General features: G+C 69.7%; 12 protein-coding genes and 1 tRNA gene. 10 read left to right on the top strand and 3 right to left on the bottom strand.

Annotated elements, in window-relative coordinates:
• The first annotated feature begins 12 nt into the window (after positions 1-12).
• From ACZ6WN_RS24550 to ACZ6WN_RS24565, 4 genes are all read left to right on the top strand, one after another.
• Positions 13-675, top strand: coding sequence for a hypothetical protein (locus tag ACZ6WN_RS24550; protein ID WP_465868428.1), 663 nt, complete (start codon positions 13-15; stop codon positions 673-675).
• Between the two features lie 86 nt (positions 676-761).
• Positions 762-1,280 carry a glycine cleavage system transcriptional repressor gene (locus tag ACZ6WN_RS24555; protein WP_465868429.1) on the top strand — a complete coding sequence of 173 codons (519 nt, stop codon included), beginning with the start codon at positions 762-764 and terminating at the stop codon, positions 1,278-1,280.
• Positions 1,277-1,834 carry a peptide deformylase gene (def, locus tag ACZ6WN_RS24560; protein ID WP_465868431.1) on the top strand — a complete coding sequence of 186 codons (558 nt, stop codon included), beginning with the start codon at positions 1,277-1,279 and terminating at the stop codon, positions 1,832-1,834. The genes ACZ6WN_RS24555 and def overlap by 4 nt, the downstream gene beginning before the upstream one ends.
• Before the next feature lie 19 nt (positions 1,835-1,853).
• A tRNA-Leu gene (locus tag ACZ6WN_RS24565) sits at positions 1,854-1,927 on the top strand.
• 56 nt (positions 1,928-1,983) lie between these two features.
• On the opposite strand, the gene ACZ6WN_RS24570 is transcribed toward ACZ6WN_RS24565, so the two are convergent.
• Positions 1,984-3,519 (bottom strand): MFS transporter, encoded by a 1,536-nt coding sequence (locus ACZ6WN_RS24570; protein ID WP_465868432.1) that lies wholly within the window; start codon positions 3,517-3,519, stop codon positions 1,984-1,986.
• A gap of 71 nt (positions 3,520-3,590) precedes the next feature.
• Here ACZ6WN_RS24570 and ACZ6WN_RS24575 point away from each other — a divergent pair, with 71 nt between their 5' ends.
• Together ACZ6WN_RS24575 and ACZ6WN_RS24580 are read left to right on the top strand one after the other, a co-directional pair.
• Positions 3,591-4,157 carry a TetR/AcrR family transcriptional regulator gene (locus tag ACZ6WN_RS24575; protein WP_465868434.1) on the top strand — a complete coding sequence of 189 codons (567 nt, stop codon included), beginning with the start codon at positions 3,591-3,593 and terminating at the stop codon, positions 4,155-4,157.
• 160 nt (positions 4,158-4,317) lie between these two features.
• Complete coding sequence (locus ACZ6WN_RS24580) at positions 4,318-5,166, top strand: Bax inhibitor-1/YccA family protein (RefSeq protein WP_465868436.1); 849 nt, start codon at positions 4,318-4,320, stop codon at positions 5,164-5,166.
• 91 nt (positions 5,167-5,257) lie between these two features.
• Here ACZ6WN_RS24580 and ACZ6WN_RS24585 read toward each other — a convergent pair whose 3' ends face one another.
• Positions 5,258-6,277: an SGNH/GDSL hydrolase family protein gene (locus ACZ6WN_RS24585; protein ID WP_465868438.1), complete on the bottom strand. Its 1,020-nt coding sequence runs from the start codon at positions 6,275-6,277 to the stop codon at positions 5,258-5,260.
• Positions 6,278-6,364: 87 nt separating this feature from the next.
• Here ACZ6WN_RS24585 and ACZ6WN_RS24590 point away from each other — a divergent pair, with 87 nt between their 5' ends.
• Entirely contained in the window at positions 6,365-7,765 is a 1,401-nt protein-coding gene (locus ACZ6WN_RS24590) for a cystathionine beta-synthase (protein WP_465868440.1), read from the top strand.
• A gap of 56 nt (positions 7,766-7,821) precedes the next feature.
• Positions 7,822-8,208: a hypothetical protein gene (locus ACZ6WN_RS24595; RefSeq protein ID WP_465868441.1), complete on the top strand. Its 387-nt coding sequence runs from the start codon at positions 7,822-7,824 to the stop codon at positions 8,206-8,208.
• On the opposite strand, the gene ACZ6WN_RS24600 is transcribed toward ACZ6WN_RS24595, so the two are convergent.
• Positions 8,169-10,733, bottom strand: a complete 2,565-nt coding sequence (locus ACZ6WN_RS24600) for a LuxR C-terminal-related transcriptional regulator (RefSeq protein ID WP_465868443.1) — start codon at positions 10,731-10,733, stop codon at positions 8,169-8,171. The genes ACZ6WN_RS24595 and ACZ6WN_RS24600 overlap by 40 nt on opposite strands.
• 442 nt (positions 10,734-11,175) lie before the next feature.
• Here ACZ6WN_RS24600 and ACZ6WN_RS24605 point away from each other — a divergent pair, with 442 nt between their 5' ends.
• Both ACZ6WN_RS24605 and cydB read left to right on the top strand, forming a co-directional pair.
• A complete protein-coding gene (locus ACZ6WN_RS24605; protein ID WP_465868445.1) occupies positions 11,176-12,645 on the top strand; it encodes a cytochrome ubiquinol oxidase subunit I in 1,470 nt (489 codons plus the stop codon).
• A 10-nt stretch (positions 12,646-12,655) separates the two neighbouring features.
• A complete protein-coding gene (gene cydB / locus ACZ6WN_RS24610) occupies positions 12,656-13,657 on the top strand; it encodes a cytochrome d ubiquinol oxidase subunit II (protein WP_465868447.1) in 1,002 nt (333 codons plus the stop codon).

Genomic DNA, 13,657 nt, shown 5'->3' on the forward strand with positions numbered 1-13,657 from the left:
GAAGGTCAAGAAGTGAAAAAGCTCATCCTGCTTGCCATCGCCGCCGCTGGTGTCGGCGTGCTGGTCAAGAACAAGTCTGAGCAGCTGAAGGCCGGCGCCAACAAGGTCACCAGCGACCCGCGCGTCCAGTCGGCCCTCGCGACCGCCTCGGAGAAGGCGGCGCCCATCAAGGAGAAGGCTGCTCCCTATGCCGAGGCCGCCATGGCCAAGGCCGGTCCCTACGCCGCCACGGTGAAGGAGAAGGCCGGTCCCTACGCGGAGCAGGCCAAGGAGAAGGTCTCGGCCGCGGCCGGTGCCGCCTCCGAGAAGCTGCACCGCAACGGCTCCACCCCGGAGTCCACCACGGAGTCCACCCCGGAGGCCCCGGAGTCGCCCACTGACTCGTCCTCGAGCAGCGAGTACGGCGGCTACCCGCCGGCTCCGCCGGCCCCGCCGACGCCGTCCGCACCGCAGGCCGGAGTCACCGGTGACCCGCTCACCGACCCGATCGCCCCGGCCGACCCGTACGCCGCCGAGGTGCCGCCGCCCCCGCCGGCCGACCCCGACAAGGCGTCCTACGACGACCTGGGTGGCGGCGACACCGCGGTCAAGCCCACCTCGGAGGGCACGCCCGAGTTCGCTCCCGAGCCGGTCGACTCTCCCGAGGAGGAGAAGGACAAGTGGTTCCGCGGCTGAGCTGCGGCTAGACCTGATCTGTCATAGCGGGGCCATCTGCGTCACCCGCGGTCCGCCATCGGCGGGCCGCGGGTGACAATGGTTCGGTGACCATCCACGCCATCACCGTCCTGGGACACGACCGCCCGGGGATCATCGCCGACACCACCGCCCGCCTGGCCGGACTCGGACTCAACCTCGAGGACTCGACGATGACCCGGCTCCGCGGACACTTCGCGATGACGCTGCTCTGCGCGGGAGGGGCGACCACGGAGGAGATCCGCGCCGACCTCGAGCCGATCGCGGCCGACGGCACCCTGACGGTCACCGTCTACGAGCTCCCCGAGGAGCAGGCTCCGGCCGGCGCCGGTCAGCTCTTCGTGCTCTCCGTCCATGGCGGTGACCGCCCGGGCATCGTCTCCACGGTGACCGCCGAGATCGCCGCCGTCGGCGGCAACATCACCGATCTGACCACCCGTCTCTCCGGGGACCTCTATGTCGTCGTCGCCGAGCTCGAGCTGCCGGCGGACGCTGACGTCGCCGTGCTCGAGGCGTCGATCAAGCGGGTCACCTTGGAGCTCGGCGTCGACGCCACCCTGCGGCCGATCGAGGCCGACGACCTGTGACGATCAATGAACGGGTGCTGGCCTGGACCGAGGATGATCTGGGCGTCGAGGGCAAGGTCCTCGAGGTCGTACGCGCCCCCGCCCACGTCCTCTCCGTCCCCGGCAAGGACGTCGACCCGACGGCTCCCGAGACGATCCAGCTCGCCGCCGACCTGATCGCCACCATGCGGGTCTCGCCCGGCTGCGTCGGCCTGGCCGCCGACCAGGTCGGCGTCTCGGCCCGGGTCTTCTGCGTCGACGTCTCCACCCATGTCAAGACGAAGACCCACCACGGGACGTACGTCCTGTGCAATGCGGAGGTCGTCGAGGCCAGCCGCAACGAGAAGGCCCGCGAGGGCTGCATGTCCGTCCCCGATCTGACCGGTGACGTGAAGCGGGCCTCCCGGCTGACCGTACGCGGCCAGCTCCCGGTCACCGGCGAGACCGTCGAGATCGTCACCGACGCCTTCGAGGCGCGTTGTCTGCAGCACGAGATCGACCACACCAACGGCCTGCTCTTCATCGACCGCGTCGCGGGCGCGCACGCGCTGCATCAGCGCCAGACGTACTTATGACGCTAAGGTCTGGCTGTTCGCCCCGGTGTCCCAACTGGCAGAGGATGACGACTTAAACTCGTCCAGATGTGGGTTCGAGTCCCACCCGGGGCACCCCACCACTTGCCGCCGGAAGGGTGCTCCCGCGGTGCGGCGGCTCGACCCCGCGCCTACTCGTACGTCTCCGGCACCTGCTCGGAGGCGACTCCGCGAAGAGTGATCCCGGCGCCGATCGCGGCGAGGACCAGAACGGACGCGCCGAGGGTCGCCGCGAGGGCGAAGCCATCGGTGTAGGCGTCGAACGCCTGGCGAAGGAGTGGTTCCGCGATCGCCCGGGGAAGCTCCTGGGCGGCAGAGACCGCTGCGCCGATCGTGTCCGCCGCCCGTATGCCCGCATCCCCTGCGCCGGGCACCGGGGTCGCGGCCATGGCGTTGCGGTAGCTGGTGCCGGCGAGGGTGCCGAGGACGGCGATGCCGAGGGCTCCGCCGAACTCGCTGCTGGTCTCGGCGAGCGCGGACGCGGCCCCGGCTCGCTCCGGCGGAGCGGTCGTGAGCACGAGCGAGGTGACGATCGTGGCTGTCATGCCGACGCCGAGCGTCAGGGTGGTGTACGCAGCGATCAGGGCGCCGACGGAGGAGCCCGGATTCACCAGGCTGATCGCGGCGAATCCGACCGCGGAGATCAGGAGCCCGATCGTGACGAGCGTCCCGGGACGGATGGTGCGGGCGAGCATCGAGGCGATCGCGACGCCGATGAAGCTGCCGGCCACGGTCGGCAGCATCCAGAGCGCGGCCGTGAGCGGGGTGAGGCCGAGGACGGTCTGCATGAAGGTCACCGCGAGCAGGCCCATGCCGGCAGTCGCGAAGACGACGATCGCGTTGGCGACGATGGATCCGCTGAACGCCGGGCGGGCGAACAGGTGGATGTCGATCATCGGGTGCGCCGCGGTTCGCTGCCGGAGGACGAAAGCTCCCGCGAAGGCGACGCCGATCACCAGTGCAGCGACGGAGCCCCCTGCCGCTCCGCTCTCGGCGATCTTCTTCACGCCGTAGATGACCGGGAGGACCGCCGCGAGCGAGAGCGCGGAGCCGAGCAGGTCGAACGGGCCCGGGTCAGGATCGCGCGACTCGCTGATGATGATCGGGGCGGCGATGAGCAGCAGGATCATCACGGGCACATTGATGAGGAACACCGATCCCCAGTGGAAGTGCTCCAGCAGGAATCCGCCGACGATCGGCCCGACGGCGATGCCTCCGGTGAAGGCACCCGTCCAGATGCCGACGGCCGTGCGGCGCTGGTCCTCGTCGAGAAACATGCCCCGGATGAGCGACAGCGTCGACGGGGCGAGGGTCGCGCCACCGAGGCCGAGGAGCGCACGGGCGGCGATGAGCATCTCGGCGCTGGAGGCGAAGGCTGCGAGCACCGACGCCGTGCCGAACGCGACGGCGCCGATCATGAGCAGTCGCCGCCGCCCGATGCGGTCGCCGAGGCTGCCCATGGTGATGAGCAGCCCGGCCATCATGAAGCCGTAGATGTCCATGATCCACAGGTGCTGGCTGGCGGTGGGTGCGAGGTCGGCGCTGATCCAGGGCGAGGCCATGAACAGCACCGACAGGTCCATCGAGGCGAGCAGGGCTGGGAGCACCAGCACGGTCATGCCGAGCCAGTCACGCGCTGCTGCGCGAGGGGGAGATGTGATCGTCATGCCCGAAATGTACATACGTCTAATACATACGTACAAGACGTACGTACGAATCAACGACTAGGGTGAGGCTCATGGGTCAGCGTCAGGATCTCCTCGCCGGGGCGAAGCAGTGCATCGCCGAGAAGGGCTACTCGCGCACCACCGCGCGAGACATCACCGCCGCCTCGGGCGCGAACCTCGCGGCCATCGGGTATCACTTCGGCTCGAAGGAGGCGCTGCTCAACGCAGCCATCCTGGAGTCCTTCGACGAGTGGGGCACCGCGATCGATCAGGCCGAGGTGGCCTCCGCGAGCGGAGACCCGATCGACCGGCTGGAGAGCTTCCTCACCGGCTTTCTGACGGGATCGGCGCAGCATCGCGCCACGATCGTGGCGAGCGTGCAGGCCTTCGCCGAGGCCGAGTTCGTGCCGGAGGTGCGCGAGCAGCTCGCCGAGACGTACGAGGACGCGCGGCGCAGCGTCGCGGCGATGCTGCTCGGCGTCGATCCGGACAGCGTCGACGAGGCCGGGCGGCAGCTGGGTTCGCTCGTGCTGGCGATCATCAACGGCACTGCGCTGCAGTGGCTCATCGACCCGGCAGCGACGTCCTCGGCGGCCGGGCTCACGGCCGCGCTCAGGTCTCTGGTCCGGTCGCACTGACCCGGGCTTCGTACGTGTGTCCGATGCCTCCTCGCCGATTGTTCCAGGCCGGGAACGAGTTCAGAGGCTCCGTCGTTCATTGAGGTATAGCGTGCCTACACTGGCACCACGACACGGCGCCGACCGGCGCTCGTCAGGCCTTTCGAGGAGAGACCAAACCATGCAGAGCAACAACCCGGTGTTCCGTAGGGCAGAGGGCTTCGGGCAGCCGTCGCACAACGCCTACGGCAACGCGACCTACGGCGGCAACGGCGCTTCGTACGCCGGCTACGGGCAGGACCCGAGCCAGTGGTCGACGGGCGGCCCGCAGGCTCCGACCACGGGCGCCCCCATGACGATCGACTCGGTGGTGCAGAAGACCGCGGTCTCGGTCGGACTCACTGTCCTCGCGGCCATCGCCACCTGGATGCTGACCCCGGACATCACCTCGGGCGCCAACCTCGGGCCGTTGTACGCCGCGACCGCGATCGGCTCGATCGGCGGCCTGATCCTCGGTCTCGTCAACAGCTTCAAGCGAGTGGTCAGCCCCGGTCTGGTCCTCGCCTATGCCGTGCTCCAGGGGATGCTGCTCGGCGGCATCAGCAAGACCTTCGACGCCATGTTCGGCGGCGGCATCGTCGTGCAGGCCGTGCTCGGCACGTTCGCGGCGTTCGCGGGTGTCCTGGCGGCGTACAAGTTCTTCGACATCAAGGTCGGCAACAAGTTCCGGACCTTCATGATGGCCGCTGGCTTCGGCTTCCTCGGCCTCGTCCTTCTCGAGGTCGTCCTCGGCATCTTCGGTGCGGGCATCGGGCTGTTCGGGATGGGTGCGATGGGCTTGGTGTTCTCCATCGCCGGCCTGGCATTCGGTGTCCTCAGCCTGATCCTCGACTTCGACTTCGTCGAGCAGGGCGTCGCCAACCAGCTCGAGGAGCGGGAGTCGTGGCGTGCCGCGTTCGCGCTGACCGCGAGCCTGGTGATGATCTACTTCTACCTGCTCCGCATCCTCGCGATCCTGCAGCAGGACTGATCGACCAACAGGACCGCCCCGCTCCGACTGGAGCGGGGCGGTCCTTCTTTTCGCTGGTCGACACCGGCTCGCCGGGCTCGACCAGCGGTGACTATCGGGCGGGCTGCGACTCGGCGACCGGGGGAGTCTCGGCGGGGCGCTCGCCGCGGCGGGGCTCGCGCTGCTCGTTCTCGAAGGAACGGGCACGGGCCCAGTTGCGGCCGACGCGGCCACGGGGGCGCGGGGCCGGGTCGATCTCGGTTCCTGGCCGGATGACGGCGCGGAGGGAGGCGGCCGCGAGCGGCATCACCTGCTTGCCGTTGTAGGTCTCCAGGATGGCGTTCTCGTCGCCGACGAGGCCGAGCACCGAGAGCGTCGGCGGCACCAGCACCTCGCCGAGGGCGTGGTAGCCGGCGGCGGAGGGGTGGAACTGGTCGGCGCCGAACCAGAACGCCGGGGTGGCCTTGAAGGCCGGGCCGAGGACGTCGCCCAGCGACACCGTGTGGCCACCGGCGCGGATGACGTGGAAGATCTGGCCGGCGGCGATCCGGATCGACCAGGCCCGCATGATCGACCGCAGCGGCGGCAGGATCGGGGTGGCGGTGCTGAGGTCGGGGACGGTGCCGACGAGCACCCGCACCCCCGCGTCCTGGAGCCGGATGACGGCCTGGGCGAGGTGGCTCACCGCGACCCGGGGGCGCACCCGGCGGATCACGTCGTTGGAGCCGACCAGGATGACCGCGATGTCGGCGTCGGCGGCGATCGCCTTCTCGACCTGCGGGTGCAGGTCGGAGGACTTCGCGCCGATCTCGGAGAGGTCGTGCAGGCGCACCGGCCGGTGTGCCTTCTCGGAGACGCCGGAGGCGAGGACGGCGCCGGGGGTGTCCTCGACCTCGGTCATCCCGTAGCCCGCCGCGCTCGAGTCACCGAGCAGCGCGATGTTGATCGGTCGACCTGGGTGACGTGCTCCGTACCACCCGGTCGGGGAGGGGGCCACCGGCATCTTCACCTGATGGGTCGCCCGCACGGCGAGGGCCGCTTCCGCGACGAGGACCCCGGCGAACGCGGCCGTCGCGGCAAGGACACCCCCGCCGGCGTACGCGGTCTTGCGCGCCAGACTCTTCTTCGCCACGGGGACCACTCTAAAGTCTTTGCCCTCATACCGGGCACTCAGTATCGGGATATAGGGGATCTCACCTAGTGGACATACGCTGTGGCCATGGAGTACGTGGACTCGCTTCTCGACCTTATCGGCAACACTCCGCTCGTGCGGCTGGGGCGTGCACTGGACGGCGCCGGGGCCGCTGAGCCCGGCCAGGGGCCGCTGGTTCTGGCCAAGGTGGAATACCTCAACCCCGGCGGATCCGTGAAGGACCGCATCGCCACCCGGATGATCGAGGCGGCCGAGGCCTCGGGCGAGCTCAAGCCCGGTGGCACCATCGTCGAGCCCACCTCCGGCAACACCGGTGTCGGCCTTGCGATGGTCGCCCAGCAGAAGGGCTACAAGTGCATCTTCGTCTGCCCCGACAAGGTCAGCGAGGACAAGCGCAACGTGCTGAAGGCCTACGGCGCCGAGGTCGTCGTCGCGCCCACGGCCGTGCCGCCGGAGCACCCTGACTCCTACTACAACGTCTCCGACCGGCTCGCCTCGCAGCCCGGTGCCTGGAAGCCGAACCAGTACGCCAACCCCAACAACCCGCGCTCCCATTACGAGGAGACCGGCCCCGAGATCTGGCGCCAGACCGAGGGGAAGATCACCCACTTCGTGGCCGGCGTCGGCACCGGCGGCACGATCTCCGGGATCGGCCGCTACCTCAAGGAGCAGAACCCCGACGTCCAGGTGATCGGCGCCGACCCCGCCGGGAGCGTCTACTCCGGCGGCACCGGGCGGCCCTACCTGGTCGAGGGTGTCGGTGAGGACTTCTGGCCGGAGACGTACGACCGCGACGTCGCCGACCGGATCATCGAGGTCTCCGACGCCGACTCCTTCGCCTACACCCGCCGGCTCGCCCGCGAGGAACAGCTGCTCGTCGGCGGCAGCGCCGGCATGGCTGCGTACGCCGCCAAGCAGCTCGCCGAGGAGCTGGCCGGCACGCCGGAGGGCCAGAACGCCGTGATCGTCGTGCTGCTGCCCGACTCCGGGCGCGGCTACCTGACCAAGGTGTTCAACGACGAGTGGCTGGCACAGTACGGCTTCGCGACCGGCGAGGCGGGCAAGCAGACCGTCGGCGACGTGCTGCGCGGCAAGTCCGGCCGGCTGCCCGACCTGGTCCACACCCACCCCGGCGAGACGATCGCCGAGGCGGTCCACATCCTGCAGGAGTACGGCGTCTCGCAGATGCCTGTCGTGCGCGCCGAGCCGCCGATCGTGGCCGCCGAGGTCGCGGGCTCGGTCTCGGAGCGGACCCTGCTGGAGGCGCTGTTCACCGGCAAGGCGAAGCTCACCGACTCCGTCGAGGAGCACATGTCCCCGCCGCTGCCCTCGATCGGCTCCGGCGCCGACGCGCACGACGCGGCCCACACCCTGGGCTCCTCCGACGCGCTGCTGGTCCACGAGGACGGCAAGCCCGTCGGTGTCCTCACCCGCCAGGACCTGCTCTTCTTCCTCACCAGCTCCTGAGATCGCCGCCACCCTCCCCTGGCCGGGGAGGGTGGCGTACGCCATGATGCGTGGTCATGATCGCGTACCCCCACACCCGCCGAAGCGGAGCCCGAGGCGGTCGGTATCGCCGCTCGGCCCTCGCCGCGGCCATCCTGATCACGCCGTTCTCGCTGACCGCCTGCGGTGGTGGCGAGGGCAGCGGTGGCGGCGGCGATCGCCCGAGCGTCGCTGACATCGAGGGTCAGATCACCCAGAGCAGCGGCGACCAGGTGAGCGAGAAGCAGGCGACCTGCCTGGCGAAGACCTACTACGACTCGGACCTCTCCGACGAGGCGGTACGCCTTCTGGTCGAGGCCGAGGACGTCTCCAAGATCAGCCCGCAGGATCTCTCGGAGGCCGACCAGAAGGCCAGCAAGGAGCTCTACGAGCCGCTGGTGAAGTGCCTGACGCCGGCTGAGTAGTCACCGTTCGGCGCCGGCCGCAGCCAGGTGTCGGCCACCCGGGCGAGGTCCTCACGTCCGGAGACCCCGGTCTTGCGGCTGATGTTGTGCAGGTGGGTCTCGACGGTGCGGGTGCTCATCTCCAGGTCGGCGGCCAGCGACGCGGTGGTGGGGCCCTCCGGAAGCAGCCGGAGCACCTCGCTCTCCCGCCCGGAGAGCCCGATGTGGACTGCCGCGCGCCGGAACAAGCCGGCCCGGTTGCCGGAGATCTCCGAGCGCTCCCAGGCGGTGTCGAGCGTTTCGGCGGCGCCGGCCAGATCACCGGCCTCGCGCTGGAGGATCGCCAGCGAGATCGCCGCCCGGGTCACGAACACGAGGGCGCCGGCGTCGGCGAGCTTCACGATCGCCTCGCGGAGGCCGTCGATGTCGCCGGCCGCGGTGGTCGCCGCGTACGCCCCCATGCCCTGCAGCAGCGGGCTCTCGGTGCCGGTCGCGAGACTCGCGGCGCGGGTGATGTGCTTGTTCTCGTTGGCGCCGCGCTCGACCGCCTCGACGGCGAGGAAGATGCCGCCGGTGACGTAGCCGGCGTCGAGCCGCTGGCCGACGAGCTCGCACAGCTCCTTGAGGCTCGGCATCCGGCCGCTGGCAGGTGCCATGATGCTGGCCACCATCCCGGGCCACGGCCCGAAGGCCACCTTCGCACCGCCTATCTGGGAGGCGAGGCTGCGGGCGTACTCCGGGCGGCCCTGCGCCATCGCGATCTCGGCGCCGAGGGTCAGGATGCCGGTGTGGGCGACGTCGCGGTAGGCCGCGACGCTCGAGGAGGAGAGGCTCTGGAACGCCGCCTGGCTCGCCTCGGTCAGCCGGCCGGCGATGCTCAGACCGAGCACGCAGAGATAGGCGTGAGCCTGGATGAGCATGGCGCTCGAGCTCTGGTTGGCCGCCTCGAGCTGCTCGCGGGCGAAGTCGATGCCGCGTTCGAGGTCACCACCGAGCATGTCGGCGAGCCCGATGAGGAAGGCGTGCAGCCCGGCGGGTTGCGGGTTCTGAGGATGCTGGCTCTCCAGCAGGTTGCGCGCCTGCTCGACCATCCCGGCGGCCAGGAGGCGTTCGGCGGCGACGACCCCGAGCATCTCGGGGCCGACCGTGTCGCGCGGGTCGGGCTCGACCGTGGGCACCTCCGGGACGTACTCCGTCTGGAACTGCAGATGGGCGCGGGAGGCCTCGAGCGTCGCGGCGAAGGTGGGCAGGCGCCTCAGCCCGTCGTCGAGCACGGCCTTGGCGGCGTCGAGGTCGCCCAGCTCGACCGCCTTCCAGGTGGCGAACCAGGCCAGCATCCAGGCCGACTCCTGGGCGTCGGTCAACGGCGTACGCCGTTCGACCTCCTCGATCTGGTCACGGGGCGCGGCCGTGTTGCGGAGCGCGACCAGCAGCGGCAGCGCCGTCTCGGCCGAGGGCAGCTCGGTCCAGGAGCGGCGCGCGCGGGCGACCTCGTCGGCCATCTGGCGCAGCGAGCGCTGGTGGAGCAGCGCGGCATCGGCGCCGCGGGGCCGGTGGTTGGCGTAGTCGAGGAGCGGCTGCTCGGCGGCGAGGTGGTTGCGGGCGATCACCAGGCCGAACGCCGAGCCCTCGGTGATCAGGTAGTCGCCGATGAGCGGCGGGTAGAGGCCCACGACGCCGCTGCCCGGGCCGTCCTCGCTGTGCCGCGCCAGGCCGTGGGCAAAGAGCGCGTCGAGCACGTTGCGCTCGAGCATCTTCTCGGCCTCGTCCAGCGGCACCGGGCCTGTCACCGCGAGCGCGGTCGCGCCGTCCCACGCGCCCTGGTCGAGCCCGGCGACCAGCGGCTCGACGGCCGAGGCCAGCTCAGGAGCCCAGCCCGTACGCCGCGGCAGCCGCCACAGCCCGTCGAGCTGCTCCAGCACCCCTGCCCGCGGCCCGACGGTGGCGATGGCCCGGACCAGGCCGAGGAGTCCGCCGGTCGCCATCGCGATCCGGGCCAGGGAGCCGGCCTCCACCGGGCCGCCGAGGATCGTGCGGCAGACCTCGTGCACCTCGTCGACCTCGAGTGCGGGGGAGCGCACCTGGACCGAAGGGGCGATGCCGAGCATCAGCGTGTTCTCTGCGACGGGGTGCTGGTGGCGGCTGCTGGTCACGGCCAGGAGACGTCGTTGGCGATGGATGTTGCGGAGCGCTCCGACCGAGTAGGTGTCGAGCGCGTCGGCGTCGTCGACCACCAGGACGGTGCCGTTGCCGAGCTGCTTGCTCAGCGCCGTGGTCATCTCCCCGACGGTCCGACGAGGACCGGTGGGCGTCGCGCTGCCGATGCCCGCGGCGGTCAGTGCGGCGAACGGCTCGTTCTGCCAGGCGCGGTGGCCGCTGATCTGGAGCACGGATCGGCCTTCGTCCTCGAGCCGGCCGGCGACCAGGGAGCAGAGCTCGCTGCGGCCGGATCCGCGGGGCCCCACCAGATGGACGCTCAGGCCCGCGCCGACGTAGTCGATGACCTCGTCGACGACCCTCGCGAGGACACCTTCGCGATCCGACATGCTCACCCCCCACCTCAAGGTACATCCAAATGCATACCGGATTTTCTGTGGGGACGCTGTATCGCCCGCGTATTAGGTCAACTGATACGCAGGTTACCTGTTTACAGTACGTAAACAGTCCGTCCGAGACCGCAACGTCTGGGCGCAGATGGTGAGATAGTGATCTCACGGGCTGAGGTTCTCCTCGGCCTGCACCACTGAGTGACACCAGGCTGCCGCATCAGCTCCCCCATCTGTATGCGGCCCTGGTGGCACCAGGACCAAAGAGCCCGGCCGTCCCGGACTCGAGGTCGCGATCATCCCCCCGCGGTCGTGACCTCGAGCCCAGGGCGGCCGGTTTCGTTGTGCCCGCAATCGGTCGAGGTGCGGTGGCTCACAAGAAACGTACCCCCTGCGGAGGGGGTGCTGAGGTGCGTGCGGCAGCAGTGTCATAGTGGCTGACGTGGACAGCGTCCTGGAGTTAGCCAGGTGGCAGTTCGGCATCGTGACCGTCTACCACTTCCTGTTCGTCCCGCTCACGGTGGGACTCACCATGCTCGTCGCCGTGCTGGAGACGATCTGGCTGCGTACGAAGAACCCTGAGTGGCTGCGGCTGACGAAGTTCTTCGCGAAGCTCTTCCTGATCAACTTCGCGCTCGGTGTGGTCACCGGGATCGTGCAGGAGTTCCAGTTCGGGATGACCTGGTCGGACTACTCCCGCTTCGTGGGGGACGTCTTCGGGGCGCCGCTGGCGATCGAGGCCCTGCTGGCCTTCTTCCTGGAGTCGACCTTCCTCGGCCTGTGGATCTTCGGCTGGGACAAGCTGCCGCGGGCATTGCACAACGCATGCATGTGGATCGTCCACCTCGGCACCCTGGCGTCGTCGTGGTTCATCCTGGCGGCCAACTCCTGGATGCAGCACCCGGTCGGCTACAAGTTCAACGAGGTCACCGGCCGCGCCGAGCTCACCGACTTCTGGGCGGTGATGTTCAACAAGGTGCAGCTGGGCACGTTCCCGCACGTCATCCTCGCCGCCTACCTGACCTCGGCCGCGTTCATGATCGGCATCCTGGGCTGGCTCTACCTGCGCCGGCCCGGCGAGAACAACGCCGACCGCCCGATGCACCGGCGCGGGATGGTGCTGGCGGCCTGGATCATGGTCTTCTCCGGCATCGGAGTCGCGGTCTCGGGTGACATCCAGGGCAAGATCATGACCGAGGTGCAGCCGATGAAGATGGCGGCCGCGGAGGCGCTGTGGGAGACCTCGGACTCGTGCGCGCCGTTCTCGATCCTGACCATCGGCACCCGCGACGGGAAGCACGAGAAGTGGGCCCTCGAGGTCCCCTGCGTGCTCTCCTTCCTCGGCACCGGCACCTTCGACGGCAAGGTCGAGGGCATCTACGACCTGCAGGAGAAGTACCGCGAGACGTACGGGTCGACGCCGGGCGCGACCTACTACTCACCCGGCGACTACACCCCCAACATCCCGGTCACCTACTGGACCTTCCGCTGGATGATGGGTCTGGGTGTCGTCGGGAGCCTGATCGGGCTGGCGGTCCTGTGGCTGACCCGCCGGGGGCGTACGCCTTCGGGGTTGGTCGGGCGCTTCCTGCCCGCCCTGGCGATCTCGGCGCCGGTGATGGTGCTGCTGGGCAACTCGATGGGCTGGATCTTCACCGAGATGGGTCGCCAACCGTGGGTGGTCTTCGGGGTGCTGACCACGGCCAACGGTGTCTCGCCCGGGGTCGTGCCCTGGGAGGTGTGGATGTCGCTGATCGGGTTCACGCTGCTGTACGCCGTGCTCGCGGTGGTCGAGGTCGGGCTGCTCGTCAAGTACGTGAAGAAGGGGCCGGACCCGTTCGTCGAGCCACCTTCACCGTCCCTGCGCGGCTCCGAATCGGATGCCGACGAGCCGATGAACTTCGCGTACTGAGGAGCGACTGATGGAACTCACGACTGTCTGGTTCTGCCTCATCGCGGTGCTGTGGATCGGCTACTTCGTCCTGGAGGGCTTCGACTTCGGCGTCGGGATGCTGCTGCCGGTGCTGGCCCGTGACGACCGCGAGCGGCGCGTCATGATCAACACGATCGGCCCGGTATGGGACGGCAACGAGGTCTGGCTGCTGACCGCGGGTGGCGCGACGTTCGCGGCCTTCCCGGAGTGGTACGCCACCTTGTTCTCCGGCTTCTACCTGCCGCTGTTCCTCATCCTGATCGCGCTCATCGTGCGTGGCGTCGCCTTCGAGTACCGCCACCAGCGGCCCTCGGTCACCTGGGCCGGCTGGTGGGACCGCGCGGTGATCTTCGGGTCCTACGTGCCGGCGTTCCTGTGGGGTGTGGCCTTCGCCAACATCGTGCGCGGGGTGCCGATCGACGCCGACTTCGAGTTCACCGGCACGGTGCTGACGCTGCTCAACCCGTACGGCCTCCTCGGCGGGCTCGTCACGCTGTCGCTGTTCGTGACCCACGGTGCGCTGTTCATCGCGCTCAAGACCGACGGCGAGATCCGCGGCCGGGCTCGCGCGCTGGCGCTCAAGGTCGGGGCCGTCGCGGCGGTGCTCGCCGTGGTGTTCCTGATCTGGACGCAGGCGCTGACCGGCAACCTCGGGACCGCGGTCATCTTCGTCCTCGCGGCGGCCGCGCTCGTGGGCGGGCTGGCGGCTGCGTACGCCGGTCGTGAGGGGCGCGCCTTCGCCGGCACCTTCCTCGCGATCGGGCTGGCCGTGGCCGGGCTCTTCGTCGGGCTCTTCCCCGACGTGATGCCCTCGAGCACCGACGTCGCGAACTCGCTGACCACGACGAACGCCGCGGCGACGCCCTACACGCTGAAGCTGATGACCATCGTCGCGGCGGTGTTCACGCCGATCGTGGTCGGCTACCAGGCCTGGACGTACTGGATCTTCCGCAAGCGGATCTCGATCCATCACATCCCCGCCGCCCATTGA

The sequence above is a fragment of the Nocardioides sp. NPDC054178 genome, from assembly GCF_055585005.1.

What these genes read in the sequence shown, in the direction of transcription:
- ACZ6WN_RS24570 (WP_465868432.1), bottom strand. Translation starts at nt 3,519, where the DNA reads ATGACGATCACATCTCCCCCTCGCGCAGCAGCGCGTGACTGGCTCGGC.
- ACZ6WN_RS24575 (WP_465868434.1), top strand. Translation starts at nt 3,591, where the DNA reads ATGGGTCAGCGTCAGGATCTCCTCGCCGGGGCGAAGCAGTGCATCGCC.
- ACZ6WN_RS24580 (WP_465868436.1), top strand. Translation starts at nt 4,318, where the DNA reads ATGCAGAGCAACAACCCGGTGTTCCGTAGGGCAGAGGGCTTCGGGCAG.
- ACZ6WN_RS24590 (WP_465868440.1), top strand. Translation starts at nt 6,365, where the DNA reads ATGGAGTACGTGGACTCGCTTCTCGACCTTATCGGCAACACTCCGCTC.
- ACZ6WN_RS24595 (WP_465868441.1), top strand. Translation starts at nt 7,822, where the DNA reads ATGATCGCGTACCCCCACACCCGCCGAAGCGGAGCCCGAGGCGGTCGG.
- cydB (WP_465868447.1), top strand. Translation starts at nt 12,656, where the DNA reads ATGGAACTCACGACTGTCTGGTTCTGCCTCATCGCGGTGCTGTGGATC.
- ACZ6WN_RS24600 (WP_465868443.1), bottom strand. Translation starts at nt 10,733, where the DNA reads ATGTCGGATCGCGAAGGTGTCCTCGCGAGGGTCGTCGACGAGGTCATC.